The organism is Mycolicibacterium iranicum (assembly GCF_002101705.1).
Taxonomy (GTDB): domain Bacteria; phylum Actinomycetota; class Actinomycetes; order Mycobacteriales; family Mycobacteriaceae; genus Mycobacterium; species Mycobacterium iranicum.
On sequence record NZ_LQPC01000073.1, the window covers coordinates 37,855 to 61,449 of the forward strand.

The 23,595-nt window shown below is 66.9% G+C and carries 22 protein-coding genes; 10 read left to right on the forward strand and 12 right to left on the reverse strand.

Going from position 1 to position 23,595, the window contains the following annotated elements:
* Positions 1–161: 161 nt before the first annotated feature.
* On the reverse strand, positions 162–1,673 hold the full coding sequence (locus AWC12_RS28825) for a PucR family transcriptional regulator (RefSeq protein ID WP_085178281.1): 1,512 nt from the start codon (positions 1,671–1,673) through the stop codon (positions 162–164).
* 101 nt (positions 1,674–1,774) lie between these two features.
* Between AWC12_RS28825 and AWC12_RS28830 the strand changes: the two genes are divergently transcribed.
* Positions 1,775–2,368, forward strand: coding sequence for a TetR/AcrR family transcriptional regulator (locus tag AWC12_RS28830; protein ID WP_024448038.1), 594 nt, complete (start codon positions 1,775–1,777; stop codon positions 2,366–2,368).
* A gap of 3 nt (positions 2,369–2,371) precedes the next feature.
* Here AWC12_RS28830 and AWC12_RS28835 read toward each other — a convergent pair whose 3' ends face one another.
* Positions 2,372–2,890, reverse strand: a complete 519-nt coding sequence (locus tag AWC12_RS28835) for a hypothetical protein (protein WP_085178282.1) — start codon at positions 2,888–2,890, stop codon at positions 2,372–2,374.
* On the reverse strand, positions 2,891–4,129 hold the full coding sequence (locus tag AWC12_RS28840; RefSeq protein ID WP_085178283.1) for a C2 family cysteine protease: 1,239 nt from the start codon (positions 4,127–4,129) through the stop codon (positions 2,891–2,893). It abuts the gene before it with no gap.
* A gap of 136 nt (positions 4,130–4,265) precedes the next feature.
* Between AWC12_RS28840 and mfd the strand changes: the two genes are divergently transcribed.
* Both mfd and AWC12_RS28850 read left to right on the forward strand, forming a co-directional pair.
* Positions 4,266–7,865: a transcription-repair coupling factor gene (gene mfd, locus AWC12_RS28845; protein WP_085178309.1), complete on the forward strand. Its 3,600-nt coding sequence runs from the start codon at positions 4,266–4,268 to the stop codon at positions 7,863–7,865.
* 58 nt (positions 7,866–7,923) lie between these two features.
* Positions 7,924–9,012: a nucleoside triphosphate pyrophosphohydrolase gene (locus AWC12_RS28850; RefSeq protein ID WP_085178284.1), complete on the forward strand. Its 1,089-nt coding sequence runs from the start codon at positions 7,924–7,926 to the stop codon at positions 9,010–9,012.
* An 83-nt stretch (positions 9,013–9,095) separates the two neighbouring features.
* Here the strand turns inward: AWC12_RS28850 and efeB are convergent, their stop codons facing one another.
* The 3 genes from efeB to efeU are packed head-to-tail and all read right to left on the reverse strand — an operon-like array spanning position 9,096 to position 12,473.
* Positions 9,096–10,412, reverse strand: a complete 1,317-nt coding sequence (gene efeB, locus AWC12_RS28855) for an iron uptake transporter deferrochelatase/peroxidase subunit (protein WP_085178285.1) — start codon at positions 10,410–10,412, stop codon at positions 9,096–9,098.
* Positions 10,393–11,556 (reverse strand): iron uptake system protein EfeO, encoded by a 1,164-nt coding sequence (gene efeO, locus AWC12_RS28860; RefSeq protein WP_024448032.1) that lies wholly within the window; start codon positions 11,554–11,556, stop codon positions 10,393–10,395. The genes efeB and efeO overlap by 20 nt, the downstream gene beginning before the upstream one ends.
* Positions 11,553–12,473, reverse strand: coding sequence for an iron uptake transporter permease EfeU (gene efeU, locus AWC12_RS28865; protein ID WP_085178286.1), 921 nt, complete (start codon positions 12,471–12,473; stop codon positions 11,553–11,555). The genes efeO and efeU overlap by 4 nt, the downstream gene beginning before the upstream one ends.
* A gap of 177 nt (positions 12,474–12,650) precedes the next feature.
* On the opposite strand from efeU, the gene AWC12_RS28870 reads away from it, so the two are divergent.
* From AWC12_RS28870 to AWC12_RS28890, 5 genes are all read left to right on the forward strand, one after another.
* Positions 12,651–13,382: a lytic transglycosylase domain-containing protein gene (locus AWC12_RS28870; protein ID WP_085178287.1), complete on the forward strand. Its 732-nt coding sequence runs from the start codon at positions 12,651–12,653 to the stop codon at positions 13,380–13,382.
* Positions 13,383–13,454: 72 nt separating this feature from the next.
* Complete coding sequence (gene eno / locus AWC12_RS28875) at positions 13,455–14,744, forward strand: phosphopyruvate hydratase (RefSeq protein ID WP_024448029.1); 1,290 nt, start codon at positions 13,455–13,457, stop codon at positions 14,742–14,744.
* 3 nt (positions 14,745–14,747) lie between these two features.
* Positions 14,748–15,467, forward strand: a complete 720-nt coding sequence (locus AWC12_RS28880; RefSeq protein ID WP_085178288.1) for an FtsB family cell division protein — start codon at positions 14,748–14,750, stop codon at positions 15,465–15,467.
* On the forward strand, positions 15,460–15,951 hold the full coding sequence (locus AWC12_RS28885) for a DUF501 domain-containing protein (RefSeq protein ID WP_024448027.1): 492 nt from the start codon (positions 15,460–15,462) through the stop codon (positions 15,949–15,951). The genes AWC12_RS28880 and AWC12_RS28885 overlap by 8 nt, the downstream gene beginning before the upstream one ends.
* Positions 15,948–16,883 (forward strand): Ppx/GppA phosphatase family protein, encoded by a 936-nt coding sequence (locus AWC12_RS28890; RefSeq protein ID WP_085178310.1) that lies wholly within the window; start codon positions 15,948–15,950, stop codon positions 16,881–16,883. Before AWC12_RS28885 ends, AWC12_RS28890 begins: the two co-directional genes overlap by 4 nt.
* Before the next feature lie 68 nt (positions 16,884–16,951).
* Here AWC12_RS28890 and AWC12_RS28895 read toward each other — a convergent pair whose 3' ends face one another.
* Positions 16,952–17,419: a DUF4383 domain-containing protein gene (locus AWC12_RS28895; RefSeq protein WP_085178289.1), complete on the reverse strand. Its 468-nt coding sequence runs from the start codon at positions 17,417–17,419 to the stop codon at positions 16,952–16,954.
* A gap of 80 nt (positions 17,420–17,499) precedes the next feature.
* Positions 17,500–19,371: a propionyl-CoA synthetase gene (locus AWC12_RS28900; RefSeq protein ID WP_085178290.1), complete on the reverse strand. Its 1,872-nt coding sequence runs from the start codon at positions 19,369–19,371 to the stop codon at positions 17,500–17,502.
* Between the two features lie 37 nt (positions 19,372–19,408).
* On the opposite strand from AWC12_RS28900, the gene AWC12_RS28905 reads away from it, so the two are divergent.
* A complete protein-coding gene (locus AWC12_RS28905; protein WP_085178291.1) occupies positions 19,409–20,281 on the forward strand; it encodes an alpha/beta fold hydrolase in 873 nt (290 codons plus the stop codon).
* Positions 20,282–20,360: 79 nt separating this feature from the next.
* Here the strand turns inward: AWC12_RS28905 and AWC12_RS31275 are convergent, their stop codons facing one another.
* The 4 genes from AWC12_RS31275 to AWC12_RS28920 all read right to left on the reverse strand — a co-directional run bounded on the left by AWC12_RS31275 (position 20,361) and on the right by AWC12_RS28920 (position 22,982).
* The gene (locus tag AWC12_RS31275; protein ID WP_165762871.1) at positions 20,361–20,537 is read right to left on the reverse strand and encodes a hypothetical protein; all 177 of its coding nucleotides are present in this window, start codon (positions 20,535–20,537) and stop codon (positions 20,361–20,363) included.
* 98 nt (positions 20,538–20,635) lie between these two features.
* Positions 20,636–21,391 (reverse strand): Rv2686c family ABC transporter permease subunit, encoded by a 756-nt coding sequence (locus tag AWC12_RS28910; RefSeq protein WP_085178292.1) that lies wholly within the window; start codon positions 21,389–21,391, stop codon positions 20,636–20,638.
* The gene (locus AWC12_RS28915) at positions 21,388–22,092 is read right to left on the reverse strand and encodes a fluoroquinolone export ABC transporter permease subunit (protein ID WP_085178293.1); all 705 of its coding nucleotides are present in this window, start codon (positions 22,090–22,092) and stop codon (positions 21,388–21,390) included. The genes AWC12_RS28910 and AWC12_RS28915 overlap by 4 nt, the downstream gene beginning before the upstream one ends.
* Complete coding sequence (locus AWC12_RS28920) at positions 22,089–22,982, reverse strand: ABC transporter ATP-binding protein (RefSeq protein WP_110808777.1); 894 nt, start codon at positions 22,980–22,982, stop codon at positions 22,089–22,091. Before AWC12_RS28920 ends, AWC12_RS28915 begins: the two co-directional genes overlap by 4 nt.
* A gap of 144 nt (positions 22,983–23,126) precedes the next feature.
* Here AWC12_RS28920 and AWC12_RS28925 point away from each other — a divergent pair, with 144 nt between their 5' ends.
* Positions 23,127–23,594, forward strand: a complete 468-nt coding sequence (locus tag AWC12_RS28925) for a GbsR/MarR family transcriptional regulator (protein ID WP_085178294.1) — start codon at positions 23,127–23,129, stop codon at positions 23,592–23,594.
* The last annotated feature ends 1 nt before the right edge of the window (position 23,595 follow it).

The following is a 23,595-nucleotide window of genomic DNA, read 5'->3' on the forward strand; positions in this document are numbered from 1 at the left end:
ACCGATCGAGGACCGTGGTCTGCCCCTACGCCGCCGAACATCGCCTGTCCTTTTCGTTGTGTCAGTGCCTACGACTTCATGGTCGGTGGCCGACGAGGACAACGTGTTGTCAGAGGACGACAAACGGTGTGGAGTGAAGTGTCGGATCAGAACAATCGCGGTTAGTCGAGGACGTTGAGCTCAATGGTCATCGCGAAGCGTTTGTGTGCGTCATGGAGATGCAGCTCGGCGAGTTCAGCCATTCGCTTCATCCGATAGCGGACGGTGTTCTCGTGTACCCCGAGACGGACGGCGGCGCGGCTCGGGTCGCCCTGTTCCTGCAGCCAGGCGCGCAGGGTTGAAATGTAGGCGGTGCCATTGGCCTCGTCGTGCGCCGCGAGTTCGGCGACCGCGCTGCGGTGCGGCGTACGCCCCGAGCGCGCCGCGGTTTTCAGGCGGCGCAGCAGCAGAGCGTCCCAGGACTCGTCGTAGGCGGGCGGCTCGGCGGCGGCCGTGCTTTCCTGAAGCGCCAGGCACTCGTCGGCCTCGTTGCGTGCGGCGGCGAGTTCGGTCGCTGTGGCGGGCGCACTGATACCGGCCTGCACGCTCAGGTGGCCGGGCAGCGTGGCGATCAGCGCGTCGACCCAGCTCCGCGCGGCAGCGCTGTCCCCAGCGGCCAGAACGGTGTAGACCGTGGCATCGGCGAGGGCGCTGCGCGAGGGGCGAGACCAGCCGAAACCGGCAGTCGAGCGCTCGAACATCTGTAGCAGCGCAGAGTGCCTGCCGGTGTCGTCGCGACCCCGCAACGCGATCACCCGCAGCGAGGACGGCGGCAGGCCCAGCCGGCTGGCGACCATCTCGGCGTCGGCAGGACTTTCCAGCAGCCGCATCACCAGCTCGGATTCCACCTGGCGTTCCAGGTCGGCGCTGGCTCGCGAGCGCAGCAGATGCAGCGCCACGGTGTGCGCACCGTCGGCCAGCGCCCGGCGCCTCTGCTCGCCGAGCGGTTCGAGGGACGCCACCCACACCGAGCCGAGGAGTTCACGTCCCGCCCGCGCGGCCACCACCGTGCGCCCGGTCAGGCCGACACCAGGATCCGCCGGTACGAACACCGGGTCGTCGGATTCCGCGAGGTGCGCGAATACGCCGTGCGCGTCGAAAACGGCCCGCAGCTCCGGCGGGGCTTGGCGAGCGAGGATGGTCGCAGCGCGCGCCGGATCTGCGTCCCGCTGTTCTCGGGAGAACGCCAGCACCTGAGATGCCCGGTCCTCGATGACCACCGCACACCCGACCGCGTCGGCCAGGCTGTCGGCGAGGGCGAACAGGTCTGTGGGGCCGCGGCCGGACTCCGTTTCCCGGCCTTCCATCACGAGGCCGTAGACGATGGCGGCGAAATCGCTCCACGGCATCGCCGAATCGACGACGACCACCGCGACACCCCCGGTGTCGAGTGCCGGATCGGACACTGCGCCCCGGGTCAGTACGACAGCTGCACGCGCGGACCGCGCCCAGCGAAGCGCCTCGTCCAGCGAGGCCGCGCCGACGGCCAGCAGGACGTCGCCTGCCACCGTGCGTCCGTCGACCACCTCCGGCAGCACCACACTGCGCAGCTCGGTCTGACGGTCCGCGACCCCGGTCAGCCAGCGGGCGCCGTAGCCACCGAGGACGTTGATCAAGCGGTCCAGCGTGATCACACGCTTGACGTTACGCGGTTCTCACCTGGGCACGGTTTACGCTGAAACGCGTGGCAGGCCCCGATAAGCCGGACAGTCATCCTCGTGCGCCACGGGCGAGGATGACCGGCAGTGAACGCCGCCAGCAGTTGATCGAGATCGCCAAGTCGCTGTTCGCCGAGCGGGGGTTCGACGGCACCTCCATCGAGGAGATCGCGCTGCGGGCCAACGTATCCAAACCTGTTGTGTACGAACACTTCGGTGGCAAGGAAGGCCTCTATGCCGTCGTCGTCGACCGTGAGATGTCGGCACTGCTGGACGGCATCACGTCCTCGCTGGCCGACAACAGGTCGCGGGTTCGGGTGGAGCGGGTGGCCTTGGCGTTGCTGACCTACGTCGAGGAACGCACCGACGGGTTCCGGATTCTGATCCGGGATTCGCCGGCGAGCATCACGCAGGGCACCTACTCCACGCTGCTCAACGATGCCGTCAGCCAGGTCGCGTCGATCCTCGCCGGGGATTTCTCCCGCCGCGGTCTCGACCCCGACCTCGCTCCGCTCTACGCGCAGGCGCTCGTCGGGTCGGTGTCGATGGCGGCGCAGTGGTGGCTCGACGTGCGGGAGCCCAAAAAGGAGGTCGTCGCCGCGCATCTGGTGAACCTGTGCTGGAACGGGTTGACCCACCTCGAGTCCGACCCTGTGCTGCACGAGGAGTAGCCGCTAGCGCGGCCGCAGCACGAAGTAGCCGAAAACCATTGTCCCGTAATCGGGTTCGAGCAGAGTGCGCAGGGCGACCGCGAGGACGATCCTGTCGTCGACGATGCTGCGCAACCATTCCGGGCGCCACATGAGATAGTCGACGGTCTCACCGCCGAGTTCTTCCTGACCCTCTTCCGCAAGTGTCAGGCCGTACTGGTCGAGATAGGGGCCCGCCATCTTTCGGAGCGCGACCCAGTCGTACCCGGTGCGACGGACGTAGAGCTCTTCGGTCTCGATCCGGTAGTCCGGTGCGATGGCGGTCACCGCGTCGTGCAGGGCGACTGTGAACCGTTCCTGATCGGCCTGCGGCTGGCCGCTCAGCGGGTCCGCGGACAGCCTCTCCAGTTTGCCGGGCAGAACCAGCGGAGCCCCGTTGAGGATCGGGCGGGTCGTCGGCAGGTACAGCCTCGAATAGGCGGTGACACCCAGAATGGCGACGAGCGCGATTGTCACGGCGACGATCAGGATGCGTTTGAACACTCAAGACCCCATCCGGCCGATGTTGATCATCGCGGTCGGGCCCAAGCCGACGCCGCTGAGCGGGTTGGTGCCGATCAGATCCCCGAGCCGGACGTCGAAGACCGGGGGCAGGTCGCTGCCCGGGCCCCACGGATTGCGCAACGTCACCGTGGCGTCGCTTCCCGTGCCGGTGATTCCCTCGATCGAGTAGACGTGCATCGGCGCCAGGGAGTCCTTGGTGAAGACGCTGGTCGACAGCATTACGGGCTGATGGCCGGCCAACGCGTCGGCAATCTGGGTGTCGATGTTCTGGCTCGGGGTCATCCATTCGGTGGCGGGGAAGATCCAGTCGCCGTTGTTGCCGGTGAGCGCTTCCAGGGCCGGTGGAGTCACCCCGTTCTGGATCTTCGACAGATCGGTGCCCGAGGTCTTCATCTTGGCGTACGCGGATTCCAACACCGCGGGCCACAACGGCGCATCGGGCACGTTGTTGTCCACTCCGCTGGCGCCGTGCTGGACGATGTTGGCGTCGATGTCGGCCTGGGTGACGGCGATGTGGCGCCATTCGCGCCCGTCCCACAACGTCACGTCGAACAGGCCGGTGTGCGGGTCGTAGGAGATGCGGTCCTTGATCCACTGCGGGTTGGCGTTCGCGACCGCGCTCATCGTGGCGACGAGGTAGCAGTCGCCGATGCCGTCCTGGTTGACGTCAGAGCCCTTGGGTTCGCCGTCATAAAGGTCGTCTTCACCCCACTTCAGGGTCGGCACCGGAGTGTCGGGCACAGCCTCGCCGGTGCGCAACGCCTCGGCGACGGTCTCGTCAATGCGGGTGAACCACGTCAGCATGGTCTTCAGCGACGACGTGTACGCACCGGCCAGCGTCGGCGACATGAAACCCATGGTGTCGTGACCGGTCACGGTCCCGTCGTCGGCCACCGTGCCACCCAGCACGCGGGCCTGAGAGGCCATCGCAAGGATCTGGCTGCGCAACGGATCGAGGTTGACACCGCCGTACCGCAACGCGGCCGCGAAGTTCGTCAGTTTCGCGTGCATCCCACGTTGGCGTGTGAGTTCGACCTCAGCCTTCGCGAGGGCGGCGTCGGCGGCTCCGCCCTGCCAGGCCGCGCGCAGGGCGTCGAGGCCGCTCTGAAACGCCGCGGTCTGGGTGGCCAGCTCAGCGGCCTTGCCGTCCTGCTGGCCTGCGGAAACCAGCAATTGCGATGGTTGGGTGCCCTCCACGATCGAAAGCGTCGCAACCATCGCCTCTCCCGTTCCCCGCCAACTCGCACCGACGCTAACACCGAGAGTCGGGGGGTCTACGCACGAATTTCACCCGCCCGGGTCGCCCCCGGTGCCGCTCTGCACTGTCGGAGGCAGTGCCTACGATGGACGCATCATGACCGTCTCGGGGCTCAGCCATGTCCAAACCCCGATCGCGGGCCTCGTTGACCTCGCGCTGCGCGACCCCTCTCTGCAGGAGATCGCTCGCCGCGCCGCCGACCGGCCTTCCGATCTCAGCCTCGTCGGGCCGGCCAGCGCACGCCTGTTCGTGGCGTCCGCGCTCGCCCAGTCCGGCGCACTTCTCGTCGTCACAGCCACCGGCCGGGAAGCCGACGACCTGACCGCAGAGCTGCAGGGCGTCTTCGCAGATGCGGTTGCGCTGTTCCCGTCATGGGAAACGCTGCCGCACGAGCGGCTCTCGCCCGGGGTCGACACGGTCGGCGCGCGGATGATGGTGCTGCGCCGCCTGGCCCACCCGGACGACGCCCGCCTCGGCGCGCCCCTTCGGATCGTCGTCACGACGGCGCGTTCGCTGCTGCAGCCGATGGCACCCGACCTGGCACAGGTCGAGCCGGTGACTCTCACCGTCGGCGCCGACGCGGACTTCGACGACACCGTCGCATGTCTGGTCGAACTGGCGTACACCCGTGTCGACATGGTCGGCAAACGCGGCGAATTCGCCGTCCGCGGAGGCATTCTCGACGTGTTTCCGCCGACGGCAGAGCATCCGGTGCGCATCGAGTTCTGGGGTGACGAGGTCTCCGAGATGAGAATGTTCTCGGTCGCCGACCAGCGATCCATCCCCGAGATCGACATCGACACCCTGATCGCCGTGCCCTGCAGGGAACTGCTGCTCACCGCCGAGGTCCGGGACCGGGCGGCGGCGCTGTCGGCCGAGCATCCGGTGGTTGAGAACAGTGTGCCGGGCAGCGTGCCCGACATGCTGGCGCGGTTGTCCGAAGGTATCCCGGTTGAGGGCATGGAAGCGTTGCTTCCGCTGTTGCGCCCCAGCGACTATGCGACGTTGCCGGACCATCTCCCCGACGGCACTCCGTTGCTGGTGTGCGACCCCGAAAAGGTGCGTACCCGCGCCGCCGACCTCATCAAGACGGGCCGCGAGTTCCTGGAGGCGTCGTGGTCGACAGCGGCGGTCGGCGGCGACGTGCCGATCGACATTGAGGCACTGGGCGCCTCGGGCTACGTCAGCTATGGCGATGCCCGTGACGCGGCCCGGGCCGGCGGCCACCCGTGGTGGACGCTGAGTCAGCTCGACAGCGGGTCCGGTGAGTCGACGGCCCTCGACATCCGGCCCGCGCCGTCGGCGCGTGGCCAGCAGCACAATCTCGACGAGATCTTCGCGATGCTGCGCGCCCACGTCAGCACCGGCGGGTTCGGCGCCGTCGTCACCCCAGGCACCGGTACCGCGATGCGCGTCGTCGAGCAACTTTCCGAATCCGACACGCCTGCAGCCATTCTCGAACCCGGAGCGTCGCCCAAGGAGGGCGTGGTCGGCGTTCTGAAGGGGCCGCTGCACGACGGCGTCGTCATTCCGGGTGCGAACCTGGTGGTGATCACCGAGACCGATCTGACCGGAAACCGTGCGGCCGCCACCGAAGGCAAGAAGCTAGCAGCCAAACGCCGCAACGTCGTCGACCCACTCGCGCTGACCGCCGGCGACATGGTCGTCCACGATCAGCACGGCATCGGCCGATTCGTGGAGATGACCGAACGCGTCGTCGGTGGCGCGCGCCGCGAGTATCTGGTGCTGGAGTATGCATCAGCCAAGCGAGGCGGCGGTTCGGACCGCCTGTACGTGCCGATGGATTCGCTCGACCAGCTGTCGCGCTACGTCGGCGGCGAGTCTCCGACATTGAGCAGGCTGGGCGGCAGCGACTGGGCGAACACGAAAACCAAAGCGCGCCGGGCGGTTCGGGAGATCGCGGCCGAGCTCGTCACCCTCTACGCCAAACGTCAGGCCTCACCCGGTCACGCGTTCGGTCCCGACACCCCGTGGCAGACGGAGATGGAGGACGCGTTCGGGTTCACCGAGACCGTCGACCAGTTGACCGCGATCACCGAGGTCAAGTCCGATATGGAGAAGCCCGTGCCGATGGACCGCGTCATCTGCGGCGACGTCGGCTACGGCAAAACCGAGATCGCCGTCCGTGCCGCGTTCAAGGCCGTGCAGGACGGTAAGCAGGTCGCGGTGCTGGTGCCCACGACGCTGCTGGCCGACCAGCACCTGCAGACGTTCACCAACCGCATGACCGGCTTCCCCGTGACGGTGAAAGGCTTGTCGCGCTTCACCGATCCCGCCGAATCGCGCGCCACGATGGAGGGGATGAAGGACGGTTCCGTCGACATCGTCATCGGCACCCACCGGCTCCTGCAGACCGGGGTGACGTGGAAGGACCTGGGGCTGGTCATCGTCGATGAGGAGCAGCGCTTCGGCGTCGAACACAAGGAGCACATCAAGTCGATGCGCACCCACGTCGACGTGTTGACGATGAGCGCCACCCCGATTCCGCGCACGCTCGAGATGAGCCTGGCCGGCATCCGCGAGATGTCGACGATCCTCACCCCACCCGAAGAGCGGTATCCGGTCCTGACATACGTCGGACCGCACGACGACAAACAGGTCGCCGCGGCACTGCGCCGCGAGATGCTCCGCGACGGACAGGCGTTCTACATCCACAACCGGGTCCGCTCGATCGACCAGGCCGCGGCCAAGGTCCGGCAGCTGGTGCCGGAGGCGCGGGTCGTCGTCGCGCACGGGCAGATGCCCGAGGAACAGCTGGAGAAGACGGTCGAGGGCTTCTGGAACCGGGAGTTCGACATCCTGGTCTGCACGACGATCGTCGAGACGGGCCTGGACATTTCGAACGCCAACACGCTGATCGTGGAACGCGCCGACACGTTCGGGCTGTCCCAGCTGCACCAGTTGCGGGGCCGCGTCGGCCGTTCCCGCGAGCGCGGCTATGCGTACTTCCTGTACCCGCCCGAGGTTCCGCTGACCGAGACGGCCTACGACCGGCTGGCGACCATCGCGCAGAACAACGAGTTGGGCGCGGGCATGGCTGTCGCGATGAAGGATCTTGAAATCCGCGGCGCCGGAAATGTGTTGGGAGCCGAGCAGTCCGGCCACGTCGCCGGTGTCGGCTTCGACCTCTACGTGCGCCTGGTCGGCGAGGCCGTGGAAGCATATCGAGCCGCGGCCGACGGGAAAACCGTTGCCACGCCGGAAGAGCCGAAGGATGTGCGGATCGACCTTCCGGTCGACGCACACCTGCCGCCGGACTACATCGGCAGCGACCGGCTGCGGCTGGAGGCCTACCGCAGGCTCGCCGCCGCGCCGGACGACACCGCGGTCGACGCGGTGATCGAGGAGCTCGTCGACCGGTACGGTCCGCTGCCCGAGCCGGCGGAGTTGCTCGTGGCCGTCGCCCGGTTGCGGCTGCTCGCGCGCGCCCACGGTCTCACCGAGATCGGCGCGGTGACATCGGCGGCGTCGACGCTGCGGATCTCGCCGCTGACGCTGCCCGATTCTGCGCAGCTGCGGCTCAAGCGGCTCTACTCCGGCGCGAACTACCGGGCGACGACGTCGACCGTGCAGGTGCCGATCCCGCGCGCAGGCAGCGGTGTCGGCGCGCCGCGGATCCGCGATCTGGAGCTGATCGAGTTCGTCTCGGGTCTCATCAAAGTGCTTCACGATTAGGACTCAACGGCGGGCAACAGATGGCTTGCCGCAGGGCAAAGCTGATATAACCGGTGCGATGACCGTCGTCCTCGTCGATCCACGCCGCCCGTCGCTGGTCCCTGTCGAGGCGATCGAATTGCTGGCCGGTGACGTGCAGTACACCGAGGAGATGCCGATCAAGGTCCCTTGGTCGCTACCGTCGGCGCGGCCCGCCTATACGGGTGAGGCGGCAGAGGTGCTGCTGTCGTCTGATCCTGATCATCCCGACGTCGTGGCCCGCGTCACTGCGGGCGAGCGGGTGATCTCGGCGCCGTCCGCGCAGCGCGGTGAACGTCTGGTCGATGCGGTGTCGATGATGGACAAGCTGCGCACCGCGGGGCCGTGGGAGAGCCAGCAGACGCATGACTCGCTGCGTCGCTATCTCTTGGAAGAGACCTACGAGCTGTTCGATGCTGTCCACGGCGGTGACCTCACCGAGTTGCGCGACGAACTCGGCGACGTCCTGCTGCAGGTGCTGTTCCACGCGCGTATCGCTGAAGAGGCCCCCGAGAAGTCGTTCGACATCGACGACGTCGCCGACGCGCTGGTGCGCAAGCTCGGCAACCGCGTGCCGGCAGTGCTTGCCGGAGAATCGATTTCGCTTGAGGATCAGCTGGCGCAGTGGGAGCACCGCAAAGCGCTGGAACGGTCGACGCGCGAATCCTGCATGGACGACATCCCCACCGCGCAGCCGGCGTTGGCGTTGGCGCAGAAGGTGCTCGCCAGAGCCGACACCGCGGGATTGCCCGACGATCTGATCCCGGCGTCGATCACGTCGGTGACGGTCTCCGCCGACGTCGACGCCGAGAATGCCTTGCGCTCAGCCGTTCTGGAATTCATGGACGACGTCCGCGTTGCCGAGAAGGCCGCTGTCACGGCCGGGCGCAGTGCGGATGTTGCCGAGGAACTCGACGACGCTCCGCGTGGGGTGATCTCGGCCGACCAGTGGCGAGCGCACTGGCCGGTCACGGTCGGGGTCGTGGACGACGCCGATGCTGACCAGGTCGAGGCTGAGGAGCCCGACGAGGCTGAGGATCCTGGAGACGCCGACGAGCCTGAAGGCGCCGACGAGCCTGAAGACGCCGAGGACCGGGACAACCGGGACGACCCACAGTCCGACGTTTAGCAGCTCCGTTCTCGCACTTTCGCTGCACGACGTTCAAGCGTCGCGTCCAGATCCCCGCGCCGCGCCGGACGCGCGTCGTCACCTCAGTCGAAGAGCGTCGAGCCCCAGAACGTCGACGTATCACCCTCGGGAATGCCGGGGGGACAAGCGAACACCGCCGAGCTTGTCGGTGTCACGTACTCGTTCATAGCGTCGTCGCGGGAGATCGCGTTCTGCATCGGCACGAACTGCGTCACCGGGTTGCGAACGAATGCGATGAAGAACAACCCCGCGTCGAGGTGTCCGAAGCCGTCCGAGCCGTCGGTGAAGTTGTATCCGCGGCGCAGGATTTCGATGCCACCAAGGTTCTCGGGCGAGGCCAGCCGGACGTGGGCGAGCGTGTCGATCAGCGGCTCGTCCTTGTCGTTCTTCAGGTCGAAGTTCAATTCGTCGAACTCGTCGGACAGGCCCATCGGGGCGCCGGTGCCCTTCTGCCTGCCGATGACGCGTTCCTGCTCGAGCAGCGTGGTGCGGTCCCACTGTTCGATGCGCATCCGGATCCGGCGCGCCACCAGATAGCTTCCGCCCGTCAGCCAGGACGGGCCGTCGCCATCGGCGACCCACACGAAATTGTTCAGCTTCTCCGTCTCGTCCGAGCGCAGGTTGGCTGTTCCGTCCTTGAATCCGAACAGGTTTCGCGGTGTGGACTGGTTGCGTGTGGTCGACGACGTGCGGCCGAACCCCAGCTGCGAGTAGCGCACCGCGACGGTGCCGAAGCCGATCCGCGCCAGATTGCGGATGGCGTGCACCGCGACTTGCGGGTCGTTGGCGCATGCCTGCACGACGATGTCGCCGCCGCTGCGGGCCGGATCGATCTTCTCGTTCGGGAATTTGGGGAGGTCGACGAGTTCGGCGGGCTTCTTGTCGGCGATGCCGAACCGGTCCACACCGTCTTTGAGGAAGAACGACGGCCCGAACCCGATGGTCAAGGTCAGCTGCGACGGCGGCAGGCCGAGTGCCTCGCCCGTATCCGACGGCGGGGAGTACGGATTCTGACCGGTGGAGCCGTTGGGGAACGCCTCCTTGCCCTGCGTCATCCGCTCGGTCATCTCGGTCCAGTCGGCGAGCATCTTGATGACGTCGTCGCGGCTGTTCGTCGTCACGTCGAACGTGGCGAAGTGCATGCGGTCTTGGGCCTCGGTGATGATGCCCGCCTGATGCTCGCCGCGGAAGGGGACAGCGGTGTCGAGGTGGTTGGGCGTCGAGGCGGCCGACGAGCGGCCGGCCAGCGCTCCCGCGCCGGCCGCGCCGACGACCGCCGCGGTGACACCTGCGGCACCGAAGAGCTTGCGCCGGCTGAGCCCGGACCGCTGGGGTTCGGGCTCAGCCGCCGGATTCACGTCATTGGGGTGCGATGACACCTTGCACCTGGCTTACCTCCTTGCTCAGCGCATCGATCGCGCGCGAGAGCTCCTGTCGTTCAGGCTCGGTCACCGTGTCGTACAGCACGAAACCATCGCCTTCGCGGTACTTCTCCAAGAGGGCTTCGACTTCCTCGAAGCGCTGATCGACGCGCTTGCCGAGGTCGGGGTTGCGCTCGTCGAGGATCGGCCGGACCGACGCCACGGCCGTCTGCGAGCCCTGCAGGTTGGCGTTGAAATCCCACAGGTCGGTGTGGCTGAAGATGTCCTCTTCGCCGGTGATCTTGCTGGTGGCGATCTCGTCGAGCAGGCCCTGGGCGCCGCCGGCGATCTGGGTCGAGTCGACCGTGAAGTCTGGGGCGCTCACGCCGGCCTGCAATTCCTTGACGTCGGCCACCAGTTGGTCGGCGATCGCGTTGGTGTCGGGCTGCAGGCCGCTGACCCACAGGTCCTTCTCCAGGCGGTGGAAGCCGGTCCACTTCTGGCCGGGTTCGAGGTCGGCCTCGCGCAGGTCGATGCGCGGGTCGAGGTCGTTGGGAAACGACTCGGCGACGGGCTCGATGCGTTCGTAGTACACGCGCGAGGTGGGGTACTGGGCCTTGGCCGCCTCGATGTCGCCGGACTTGATCGCCGCGGCGAACGCCTCTACCGCCGGGACGAGGGCCTCGACCTGGCTGTTGACGTAGCGCTTGTAGTTGTCGGCGGCTTCCTTGAACTTGCCTTCGGTGTCGACCTGCACCTCGTCGCCGGTGACGGTGAAGTCGCCGCGCAGGCCGTCGCCGATCATGCCGGGCTTGCAGGCTGTCTGGTAGGTACCGGGCTGGCTGAGCTGCACGATCAGCTTGCGCTGGAGGCCGGGGGAGATGTTCTCCACCTCGCCCATCACCCGCTCGCCCTCGCCGTAGACGTAGAACTCGGTGACCTTGTTGCCGTTGTTGGTGATCACGAAGGTGTTGGCCCCGGTCTTGCCCTCGGTGCCGGAGAGCTCGCACGAGGTGTCGGACGCCTCGACCGTGATCTCCGACGGCGCGGCGGTGCCGCCGTCCTCGGACGCAGCGGGTGCCTCTTCCTTGGCTTGGCAGCTGGTCAGCGCAAGTGCCGCCAGGGCCGCCGCGATCACTGCTGCGGAGGATTGAACCTTCACGTGGTGGACCTTTCAGGTGATGGATTGGTTGTGGGCGTCTCTGGGTTTCGGCGGCGTGCCGCCGGAGTGGTCGGGCGCAGGAAAAGCGCCAGGATGACGACGAGGTAGGTCAGATAGCCGACCAGCTGCAGCACCGTGGGGGTCGGTGTGACGTTGAAGATGCCCTGGATGACCTCTCCGTACCAGGCCGACCAGTTGAACGACGTGCTGATGTCGAATGCTTTGCTGCCCAGGCCTGGCAGCCAGCCGACGGTCTGCAGGGCGCCGATGCCATAGGAGAGGATGCCGGCGGCGACGACGATCAGGAAGACGCCGGTGTAGGAGAAGAACTTGGCGAGGTCGATGCTCAGCGCGCCGCGGTACATCCCATAGGCGATGGCCCCGGCGATCAGCACCCCGACGATGAGGCCGACCAGTGGCCACGCCGTCTGCGCCTCGGCATACCCGACCATGAACAGGGCGGTTTCGACCCCTTCGCGGCCGACGGCGAGGAACGCCAGCGCGGTGATGGCCAGCGGGCCGGTCTCCAGTGCGCGCGACATCTCGCTGCGCAGCTGACCCGACATCGATGCGGACGCCTTCTTCATCCACAGCACCATCGTCGTGACGATGGCGACGGCGATCAGGGACGCCACGCCGGCGATGGCCTCCGCGCCGAGGCCGGTGATGGTGTGGGTACCGAACTGGATGGCTAGGAACACGATCAGGGTCATCGCGATGGCCGCACCGACGCCCAGCCACACCCACTTCAGCGCGTCGCGGCGATCGGATTTCACGAGGAACGCGACCAGGATCGAGACGACGATCGCGGCTTCCAGGCCTTCACGCAAACCTATGAGTCCGCTGCCAAAAAGCTGTGAGGTGATGTTCGGAGCCGCGTAGTAGGAGGTGACCGCCAGATCGATCTCAGCAACCATGAAGTTTCCTCGCTACGCCGCGCGCGTGTTTGCTTTGGCTTGCCAAACGAAGGTGTGGCTCACCTATTACCGAAGCGCACAGTGAATGTACACCCATGCCCCGCCGCCCGAGGTGAGCCTTAAGTCCCTGCCTGCGTGGCAGCATGGCTTACAACGAAAGTGGTTCGAGGGAGTCCGGTGACGCGGGTGCGTTGGCTACAAGCGGTGGCCGTGATCGGCGCGACAGCGCTGCTTCTGGCCTCGAGCTGCTCGTGGCAGCTCGGCACGCTGGTGCCCGACGGTGTCCCGCCCCCGCCCGGCGATCCCGTCCCGCAAATAGACACCTACGCCAAGGGGCGGCCCGCCGACCAGTTGCGCGAGTGGGCCGCCGAGCGGGCGCCCGCCCTCGGCATTCCGGTGACCGCGCTGGAGGCCTATGCCTACGCCGCCAGGGTCGCCGAGGTCGAGAATCCCGACTGCCACCTGCCGTGGACGACGCTGGCCGGCATCGGCCAGGTGGAAAGCCATCACGGCACCTACCGCGGTTCGACCGTCGCGCCGGATGGCGAGGTGACGCCGCCGATCCGCGGTGTCCTGCTCGACGGGTCGAACGGAAACCTGGAGATCCTCGACCACGATTCCGTCAGTCACGATGGCGAAGAACCCTATGCCCGCGCGATGGGGCCGATGCAGTTCATCCCGGAGACGTGGCGGCTCTACGGTGTCGACGCCAACAACGACGGCGACATCAGCGCCGACAACATCGACGATGCGGCCCTGTCGGCGGCGGGCTATCTGTGTTGGCGCGGCAAGGATCTATCGAAGCCGCGGGGGTGGATGGAGGCGTTGCGCGCCTACAACCATTCCGACGCGTACGCCCGCAATGTGCGCGACTGGGCGACGGCCTACGCCCAGGGACATCCGCTCTGACATCACCCGCTGAACACGCACGCTCTAGGCTCAACACCGAAAACGTCCGAGCGAAAGACCCAGGAGGCGAAAGTGCCCATCATCGAGCAGGTCGGAGCCCGCGAGATCCTCGATTCCCGGGGAAACCCGACGGTCGAGGTGGAGGTGGGCCTGCTGGACGGAACCGTGGCCCGGGCGGCCGTGCCGTCGGGCGCGTCGACGGGCGAGCATGAGGCCGTCGAGCTGCGCGACGGCGGTTCCCGCTACCTCGGTAAGGGCGTCGAGAAGGCCGTCGAGGCGGTGCTCGACGAGATCGCGCCTGCGGTGATCGGGTTGGGCGCCGACGAACAGCGGCTCGTGGATCAGGCGTTGTTGGATCTCGACGGCACCCCCGACAAGTCGCGGTTGGGCGCGAACGCGATCCTCGGTGTCTCTCTGGCGGTGGCCAAGGCCGCCGCGCAGGCGGCCGAGCTGCCCCTGTTCCGCTACATCGGTGGACCGAACGCCCACATCCTTCCCGTGCCGATGATGAACATCATCAACGGCGGCGCCCATGCCGACACCGGCGTCGACGTCCAGGAATTCATGATCGCCCCGATCGGCGCCCCGAGCTTCAAGGAGGCGCTGCGCTGGGGTGCCGAGGTGTATCACTCGCTGAAGTCGGTGCTCAAGAAGCAGGGGCTGGCCACCGGCCTCGGCGATGAGGGCGGTTTCGCACCCGACCTGCCCGGCACCAAGGCGGCGCTGGATCTGATCGGTACGGCCATCGAGGCGGCCGGGTTGAAGGTCGGCAGCGATGTCGCGCTGGCCCTCGACGTCGCCGCGACGGAGTTCTACACCGACGGCACCGGCTACGCGTTCGAGAAGGAGACGCGCACCGCTGATCAGATGGCCGCGTTCTACGCCGACCTGTTGGGCGCCTACCCGCTGGTGTCGATCGAGGATCCGCTGTCGGAGGACGACTGGGACGGCTGGGTCGCGCTGACCACCGCGATCGGTGACAGGGTGCAGCTCGTCGGCGACGACCTGTTCGTCACCAACCCCGAGCGGTTGGAGGACGGCATCGAAAAGGGCGCCGCCAACGCCCTTTTGGTGAAGGTGAACCAGATCGGCACGCTGACCGAGACGCTCGACGCGGTGTCGTTGGCCCACAACGCCGGCTACAAGACCATGATGAGCCACCGCAGCGGCGAGACCGAGGACACCACGATCGCCGACCTGGCGGTGGCGGTCGGCAGCGGTCAGATCAAGACCGGTGCACCGGCCCGCAGCGAGCGGGTGGCGAAGTACAACCAACTGCTGCGCATCGAGGAGGAACTCGGCGATGCGGCTCGCTACGCCGGCGACCTCGCCTTCCCGCGCTTCAGTGTGGAGACCAAATAGCCCGTGCCCGAAGCGAAGCGGCCCGATCCGAAGCGGCGTACCGGCGGGGACGCGAGGAGCAAGAAGGCTCCCGCGTCCCGTCCGGCCAGGCCCGGTGACGGCGGGCGCGCAAAGCCGCGAGGAACGTCGGCACGCCGGGAGGCGCCCCGCGCGGCGCCGACCGCGCCGACACAGGAGGATGCGGAGTTCGTCGATCTCGCAGACACTCCCGAGGGTGGCTCGATCCGGGAGTCGATCATCGCGTCGGCGGAGGCGGCTGCAGAGCAGCGGTTCGGTTCGGCCGCGCGGCGGGCGGCGATCCTCGCAGCGGTCATCTGTGTGCTGACGTTGACGATCGCCGGGCCGGTGCGGACCTACTTCGCTCAGCGCACCGAGATGAAGCAGCTCGAGGCCAGCGAAGCTCAACTGCGAGAACAGATCGCGGACCTGGAGGAGCAGAAGGCCAAGCTCGCCGACCCGGTGTTCATCGCCGCGCAGGCGCGCGAGCGGCTCGGCTTCGTGATGCCTGGCGAGACGCCGTATCAGGTGCAGCTTCCTCCGGGTGCCGCGGCGCCCGGCGCGCCGACCACCGACCTGGCCGAGACGAAGAGCAACGACCCGTGGTACACCGCGCTGTGGCACACGATCGCCGAAGCGCCCCACGGTGTTCCGCCGACACCGCCTCCTGGTGCACCGTCGGCGCCAGAGCCCATCCCGCCTAGTGCGCCCCCGCCCGGTGGTTGAGCAGTCTGATCTCGACGCGGTGGCGCGGCAGCTGGGTCGGGAGCCTCGCGGTGTGCTCGAGATCGCCTATCGCTGTCCCAACGGTGAGCCCGGCGTCGTCAAGACCGCACCCAAACTGCCTGACGGAACGCCGTTTCCGACGCTGTACTACCTGACCCACCCGGTGCTGACGGCCGCAGCCAGTCGCCTGGAGTCTTCGGGCATGATGCGTGAGATGACCGAACGGCTGGCCGAGGATGCGGACCTGGCCGCCGCCTACCGGCAGGCGCACGAATCGTTCCTGGAGGAGCGCGATGCCATCGAGCCGTTGGGGACGACATTCTCCGGGGGCGGAATGCCCGACCGGGTCAAATGCCTGCACGTGGTGATTGCTCATTCCCTGGCGAAAGGGCCCGGGGTCAACCCGTTCGGTGACGAGGCGTTGGCGGTGCTGGCCGCCGAGCCCGAGATGGCGGGAATTCTGGACAGGAAGGTGTGGACGTGAGGGTCGCGGCGGTCGACTGTGGGACGAATTCGATCAGGTTGCTGATCGCCGACGTCATCGACGGCCGCCTGCGCGACGTCCACCGCGAGATGCGCATCGTGCGTCTGGGGCAGGGTGTCGACGCGACCGGCGAGTTCGCGCCGGAAGCGTTGGCGCGCACCAGAATTGCATTGAGCGCCTATGCCGAGCTGATGCGTCGTCACGACGTCGGCGCGGTCCGGATGGTCGCGACGTCGGCGGCGCGTGACGTGTCCAACCGTGAAGAGTTCTTCGCGATGACGTCGGAGGTGCTCGGGTCCGTCGTCCCCGGCGCGGTGGCCGAGGTGATCACCGGCACCGAGGAAGCGGGCTTGTCGTTCTACGGCGCGGTCGGCGATCTCGATTCCGCCGCAGCGCCTTTCGTGGTGGTCGACCTCGGTGGCGGGTCCACGGAGGTGGTGCTCGGCTCCGAGGACGCGGAGGCGGGGTACTCCGCGGACATCGGTTGTGTGCGGCTCACCGAGCGGTGCCTGCGGTCCGATCCGCCCACGGGAGACGAGATCGACGCGGCGCGGGCAGTCGTGCGTGACGCCCTGGCCGAGGTGTTGCGGCAGGTGCCCGTCCAGAAGGCCCGGACGTGGGTGGGCGTCGCGGGAACGATGACAACGCTCGCCGCTCTCGCGCAGAAGATGGCGACCTACGACTCCGATGCGATCCATCTGTCGCGTGTCAGCTTCGACGAGCTGCTTCCCGTTTGTGCCGAACTGTTGGCCATGACGCGCGAGCAGCGTGCGGCGCTGGGGCCGATGCACGAGGGCCGGGTCGACGTCATCGGCGGCGGCGCGCTGATCGTGCAGGAGCTGGCCGGGGTGCTGGGTGAGAAGGCCGGCATCACCGACCTGGTGGTCAGCGAGCACGACATCCTCGACGGCATCGCACTGTCCATCGCCTGAGCCTTCGCCGAAACTGCATTCCACGCGCAAAAAGTCGCGGAGAGGCCGCGTGGAATGCAGTTTCGGCGCTAGTGGGAGGGTGCTCGGCGCAGCCGCGGCCGGCGCTTGGTCGGGTCGTGCTGGCCGCCCAGCGTCACGCCGAGCAGCACCATGACCGCGCCCAAGCCCAGGTGCAGCCAGTTGGTGGCGGTGTTGAGCGGGATGACGTGGGCGTCGCTGCCGAATTCGACGAGCACGCCGTAGAGCCATAGCCCCAGGTAGAGCAGCCCGCCGCCCAATAGGTACGCACGCGCACCGGCGTAGGTGCGCGCGAAGTAGAAGCCGGCGGCGCCGACGGCCAGGTGCACGATATTGAGCCCGGCCGACACCACGAACGTGCCGAAAAGCCTTGCGCCGGAATGCTGTCCGATCCAGCCGAGCTCGCCGAGGTTTGACGTGACGCCGGGGATGAAGCTCAGCACGCCGATGAGCAAGAGCGCACCCGCCATGATCAGAGCCGCGCCCTGGACCGCCATGTATTTGGGGTGTTCGGACATTCGCGCCTCCCGTCACGACGAGCCATATTGACGTCTGTGATGGGGAGATACCCAACTTGCGACGGGCATAACATCCGGTCTCAGGAGCGCAGGATCGGTCCCAGTGCGTCGAGCACCGACGGGTCTTCGATCGTCGACGGCACCGGCTCGTCACGGCCCGCCGCGAGCCCGCGCATGGTCTTGCGCAGGATCTTCCCCGAGCGGGTCTTCGGCAGCGCGGGAACCACGTCGACGAGCTTGAACGCGGCGACCGCACCGATCTCGTCGCGGACCAGTTTGACGAGCTCTTCGGCAAGCCCCTCGGCGGAGGCGCCGGACTTGACGACGACCAGGCCGCGCGGGGCCTGGCCCTTGATCTCGTCGGCCACGCCGATGACCGCGCACTCGGCCACGGCCGGGTGGGTGGCCAGCACCTCTTCGATCGCGCCGGTCGACAGGCGGTGCCCGGCGACGTTGATGACGTCGTCGATGCGTCCCATCACGAACAGGTAGCCGTCGTCGTCGTAGCGGCCGCCGTCGCCGGTGAGGTAGTAGCCGGGGTACTCGGTGAGGTAGGACGCCCGGTAGCGGTCTTGCGCGTTCCACAGCGTCGGCAGTGTCCCCGGCGGCAGGGGAAGCCGGATGCAGATCGCGCCCTCTTTGCCGGCGGGGCAGTCGTGCCCGTGCTCGTCGAGGATCCGGACGTCGTAGCCGGGCATCGGGACGGTGGGGGAGCCGGCCTTGATCGGAAGTTGTTCGGCGCCCATCGGATTGGCGGCGATCGGCCAGCCGGTCTCGGTCTGCCACCAGTGGTCGATCACAGGGATGCCGAGCTTCTCCGATGCCCAGTGATAGGTGTCGGGGTCAAGGCGCTCGCCGGCCAGGAACAGATACTTCAACCTCGACAGGTCGTACTCGGAGACGTACTTGCCTTCCGGGTCCTCTTTGCGGATCGCGCGGATCGCCGTCGGCGCGGTGAACAGCGCCTTGACACCGTGCTCGGAGGCCACCCGCCAGAACGCCCCGGGGTCCGGGGTGCCGACCGGTTTACCCTCGTAGAGCACCGTCGTCGCACCCAGAAGCAAAGGGGCATAGACGATGTAGGAGTGGCCGACCACCCAGCCGACATCGGAGGCGGCCCAGAAGACGTCGCCGGGGGCGATGTCGTAGATGTGGCGCATGCTCCACAGCAGCGCGACCGCATGGCCGCCGTTGTCGCGGACGATGCCCTTCGGTTTGCCCGTCGTGCCGGACGTGTACAGCACGTACAGCGGGTCGGTCGCGGCGACGGGTACGGCGTCGACGGGTTCGGCGCCCTTCATCACCTCGGCCCACTCCAGGTCGCGGCCCTCCACCAGGTCACAGCGCAGCCGATCCCGTTGCACCACAACGCAATGTGCAGGCGGATGCTCCGTCATCGCGATCGCGGCATCAAGCATCGGCTTGTACTCCACGGCGCGCGTCGGCTCGATGCCGCACGACGCGGACACCACCACCGTCGGCCTGACGTCGTCGATGCGCACCGCGAGCTCGTGCGGCGCGAAGCCGCCGAACACGACCGAGTGCACGGCGCCGAGGCGCGCGCACGCGAGCATCGCGATGACGGCCTCGGGGATCATCGGCATGTAGATGACGACGCGGTCGCCCTTTCCGACGCCGAGGGAGCGCAGCACCCCGGCGAAGCGGGCGGTCTGATCCAGCAGCTCGGCGTAGGTGTAGACGCGCTTGGTGTCGGTGACCGCCGAGTCGTAGATCAGCGCGGGCTGTTCGCCGCGGCCGCTCTCCAGGTGGCGGTCCAGAGCATTGGCGCAGGTGTTCAGTTCGGCGTCGGGGAACCAGCGGTAGAACGGCGGGTTGCTGTCGTCGAGGATTCGCTGTGGCGGCTTGGTCCAGGTCACGGCTTTGGCTGCGTCGGCCCAGAAGGCTGTCGGATCGTTGATGCTGGCGTCGAAGAGGTCGCGATACCCGGGCATATCAGCACCGTAGACCCTCCCGATTACTCTCAGGGCCATGACGAACCAACCCCCGCCAATTGGAGGGGTACGCAGACGCCATGTGACTGTCAACGGAGTCAGTTTCCACGTGACCGAGGCGGGGCCGGAGGACGGCAGGCCCGTCCTGGCGTTGCATGGCTGGCCCCAGCATCACTGGGTGTACCGGGACCTGCTGGCCGATCCGCCCGCCGGGCTGCGCATCATCGCTCCTGATCTGCCCGGCTACGGGTGGTCTGGGCCGCCGCCGCACCGGTGGGCCAAAGAGGACGTGGTCACCGATGTGGTCGCCCTCGTCGACGCGCTTGGGATCGACCGCTTCCTGCTCGTCGGCCACGACTGGGGCGGCTTTATCGGGCACCTGTTGACGCTGCGGATCCCGGAGCGCATCGACGCCTACCTCGCGCTGAACATCGCCCACCCGTGGGTCCCGCCGAAGGTCATGGCGCCGCACCTGTGGCGGTTCTTGCTGTACCAGCCGGTGGTGGCGTCGATCGGGGTGCCCCTGCAGCAACGCACCAAGTATTTGGAGAAATTCGTCTTCCGGGCGGCGGCGCCCAACCTCGACCCGGTGACGGTCCGCGTCTACGCCGACCGTTTCCGCGATCCGGTGGTCGCCCGCACCGCGCGCGACACCTATCGGACCTTCCTGCTCAAGGAGGTGCCTTCGGCGGTGCGCAATGGCGAGCGGCGGCGCTCGACGGTGCCGACCCGCGTGCTGTTCGGGAGAACAGACACTGCGATCCATCCGGACCTGGCCGCAGCGCAGACAGCTCGCTCCGACGATTACCAGATCGAGGTCGTCGAGGGTGGCCATTTCATCGTCGACGAGAGTCCACATCTGGTGCGCGCCAAGCTGATCGCACTCGCCGAGGAGTTCCCTGCCAAGTAGCCACCCCGGCGCCGCGGAATAGCATTCCGGGCTGCCAATTTGGCTCAGGCCGCAGCCAGGATTGCTATTCCGCGAGAGCCTAGTCGGACGTGCGCGAAGCGAATGCTGGGCGTCGATCAGATGTCGGCGCGCGCCGCGTGCCGTCGTCGCGGGTGTTGAGGTACCGGCACAGCAGCAGGACCGAGGCCGTTGCTGAGAGCAGCAGAATGACGAACAGAAGATCGAAGATCGTCGGGTCACCCATCTGAGAAGCCATGCTTCGATTCCACGCGCGCTCTGGCTTGCTCGCCACAATCTTTACGGCATCCAAACGGCCGGCCGTCGTTTCTTGACGTTCCGATGACGACGGACTGGTCAGGCGGCCTTCTTGGTCATGACGTGTCGGTACAGTGGCCACGCCAGCGCGAGGTTGTACGCAACTCCCGCGAGTAGGTACGGCCACCAGAGCCCGCCGGCGGTGGCGACCCAGAAGGCTTTCGCTGCCCAGTAGGGCGGCAGGACCCCGAATGCCAGGTTCCAGGCCGAGTCGACGAACCATGGCAGGCACGGAAGCCCGGCGATGATGATGCCGTGCAGTCGCACCATGGCAATGCCCTGGATCTTGTTGTTGGCCACCGCGACGATCGTCAACATCGTGACGACGGCGGCGAATCCGGCGACCATCCCGATCGGCACCAGTGTCAGGGTCAGGCCTGGCCGCAGAAGTCCGCTGAAAGTCATCGTGGTCACGACGTAGGCGGTGGTGACGGCGACGACGGTCGCCGCGCGGTAGGACAAAAACGCGCCCAAGGGCACCGGCGCGACGCGCAACACCGTCAAGGTGCCGCTGTCGACTTCGTCGAGGACCAGGAATGCCGCGAGCGCTCCGGCGATGATGATGCTGGTGAGCAGCAGCAGCGCGGTGATGACGAGCGGGTAGTAGGGCACGAGGTTGAAGTCGTAGCGCCGCAGCAGGGTATCGGTGAGGGGTGGGATGAGGAGGACGGTGCCGCCGGTCCAGATCACGGGAGCGAGCACAAGCATGACGAGGAGCGGGTCTCGGTAGGTCCCACGAAGATCATTGCGGCCGAACGATATCCAGGCGCGAAGCACTGAGCGATCAGGCATCATTGCGCTCGCTCGATGACGTGCTGGACGAACAGTCTGCGCGCCAGGACGTAAAGCCCTGCGCTGCACAGCAGGGGGTAGATGAGGGCGTAGACCATTTGCCATGGGGCGAGCGCTATTTGATCGAACGCCGTGCCGAAGAGCAGTAGCGGCCCCTGTGTGGGAATGAGGTAGAGCAAGGGACTGGGCCACACCCCGGACAGGTGAAGGATCGGTAGCGCCAGCAGCGCCAGCGGAATCGTGGTGGCGAGAAACCAGTCGCTCACCGAGGTGAACGGCAGCGATGATGCGAACCCGGTCAGCAGCATCACCACCGTGCCCAGGGTGACGCCGGCCAGCACCGGTATTGCGCGGTAATCGGTTCCGTTGACCACTGTCACGACGATCATCGCCACAAACAGCGAGATTGCCATCAGGACAACGATCTTGGCGAGAAGATACTCCCAGAACCGCATCGGCGAACACACGACGGCGTGAAGGGTGCCCTCCTGCTTCTCGTAGAACACCGATGCGCCGATGAAGAAGAATCCGATGATCGTGATGTCACCGATGAGCACATAAGGTTCGACGATCGGGCGCAGATCGTGGGGCATCGGCAACAACACCGTCAGCCACAGCAACCCGGAGATCACCGCGGCCGCTGCGAAGCCCTGCCGCACCATCATCGTCGTCTCCAGCTTCACCGTGCTCACCAGACGCGTCATCCCAGTGTCCTGCCGGTCACGTCGACGAACACGTCGTCCAGGCTGGCTTCTGTGCTGTGCATCGTCTCTATCCGTTGATGGCGGAGAACGTCGTGGAAGTCGGCGTTGTCGGCAAGTCCGTCCAGGGTGAATTCCGTTGTCGTCAGGGTGCCGTCAACTGTCCGATAACCGACTTCGACGATGCGTCTGCTTCGGGCGATCTTCAGCTCGGCGGGACTGTCCAGCGCGGCGATGCGCCCGTCGACGACGAATGCCACGCGGTCACAGAGCTCATCGGCGGTGGCCATGTCGTGCGTGGTGAGAAAGATCGTGCGTCCGCGTGCCTTGAGGTCGAGGATCATGTCCTTGACGGTGCGTGCGTTGACGGGATCGAGGCCCGACGTCGGCTCGTCGAGAAACAGCAATTCGGGGTCGTTGATCAACGAGCGTGCGAACGTCAGCCGCATCCGCATGCCCTTGGAGTACTTGCCCACTCGCGTATGTGCGGCGTCCGCCAAGCCGACGGCGTCGAGCAGTTCGCGAGGATCCAGCGTCGCTCCCGATTGGAGAGAGGCGAAGAAGCGCAGGTTCTCCAATCCGGTGAGCTTGAGGTAATGGTTGGGCATTTCAAACGAGACTCCGACGCGCTCGTAGAAGCGCGGACCCCATGCAGTCGGCTCTCTACCCCACACCGACACATCGCCTCCGTGGCCGCGGAGCAAGCCGATGAGCAGCTTTTGGGTGGTGGACTTCCCCGAGCCGCTCGGCCCGAGGAAGCCGAAGATCTCTCCGGGGCCGACTGCGAAGTTCATGTCCTGCAGCGCCGGTCTGGGCGATCCGGGGTATCGGAAGGTCAACCCACGGACATCGATGACATCGGTTCGGGCCGAGGTACTTGCAGGGTCGGTCATTGGGGCTCCGTCAGTCGGCTCTGCGTACCGGCGGCACGCAGAGTGCATTCTCAAGTTCCGACCAGACTTCCCGGAGCGCCGAAGAAGAGGCTACTAAACTTTCAGAGAATATTGAAGCTTGTTTTTGGAGAGAGGCTTTCACCCATGGCGCAGGTGCCTGATCTGCAGTCTGCCGCAGAAGAGCTCGCGCTGGTCCTGACCCGTCACGGTCTGCAGCGAATGACCGCCCGCGTTCTGGCCACGTTGTTGTTCACCGAGCAGGCGACGGTCACCATGGCCGAGTTGGCCGACATCCTGCACGCCAGTTCGGGGTCGATCTCAGGAGCTCTCAAGACGCTGACCTCAGTCGGACTGGCCGAGCAGGTGCCGATGCCGGGGAGTCGGCGTGACCATTTCCGGCTTCGCAGCGATGCGTGGGCGGTGTTGTTCACGCATCAGAACGAGACGCTGACGGGCATGCTGGCGGCTGCAGAGGCAGGGATAGCGGTGGCTGATCGCGGGAGCCTTGCCGAGCAGCGGTTGACCGAGATGCGGGACTTCTACACTTTCCTGCTCGCCGAGATTCCGGCGCTCCTCGACCGGTGGCGCGGTCGTGGCGTCCATCGCGAGTAGC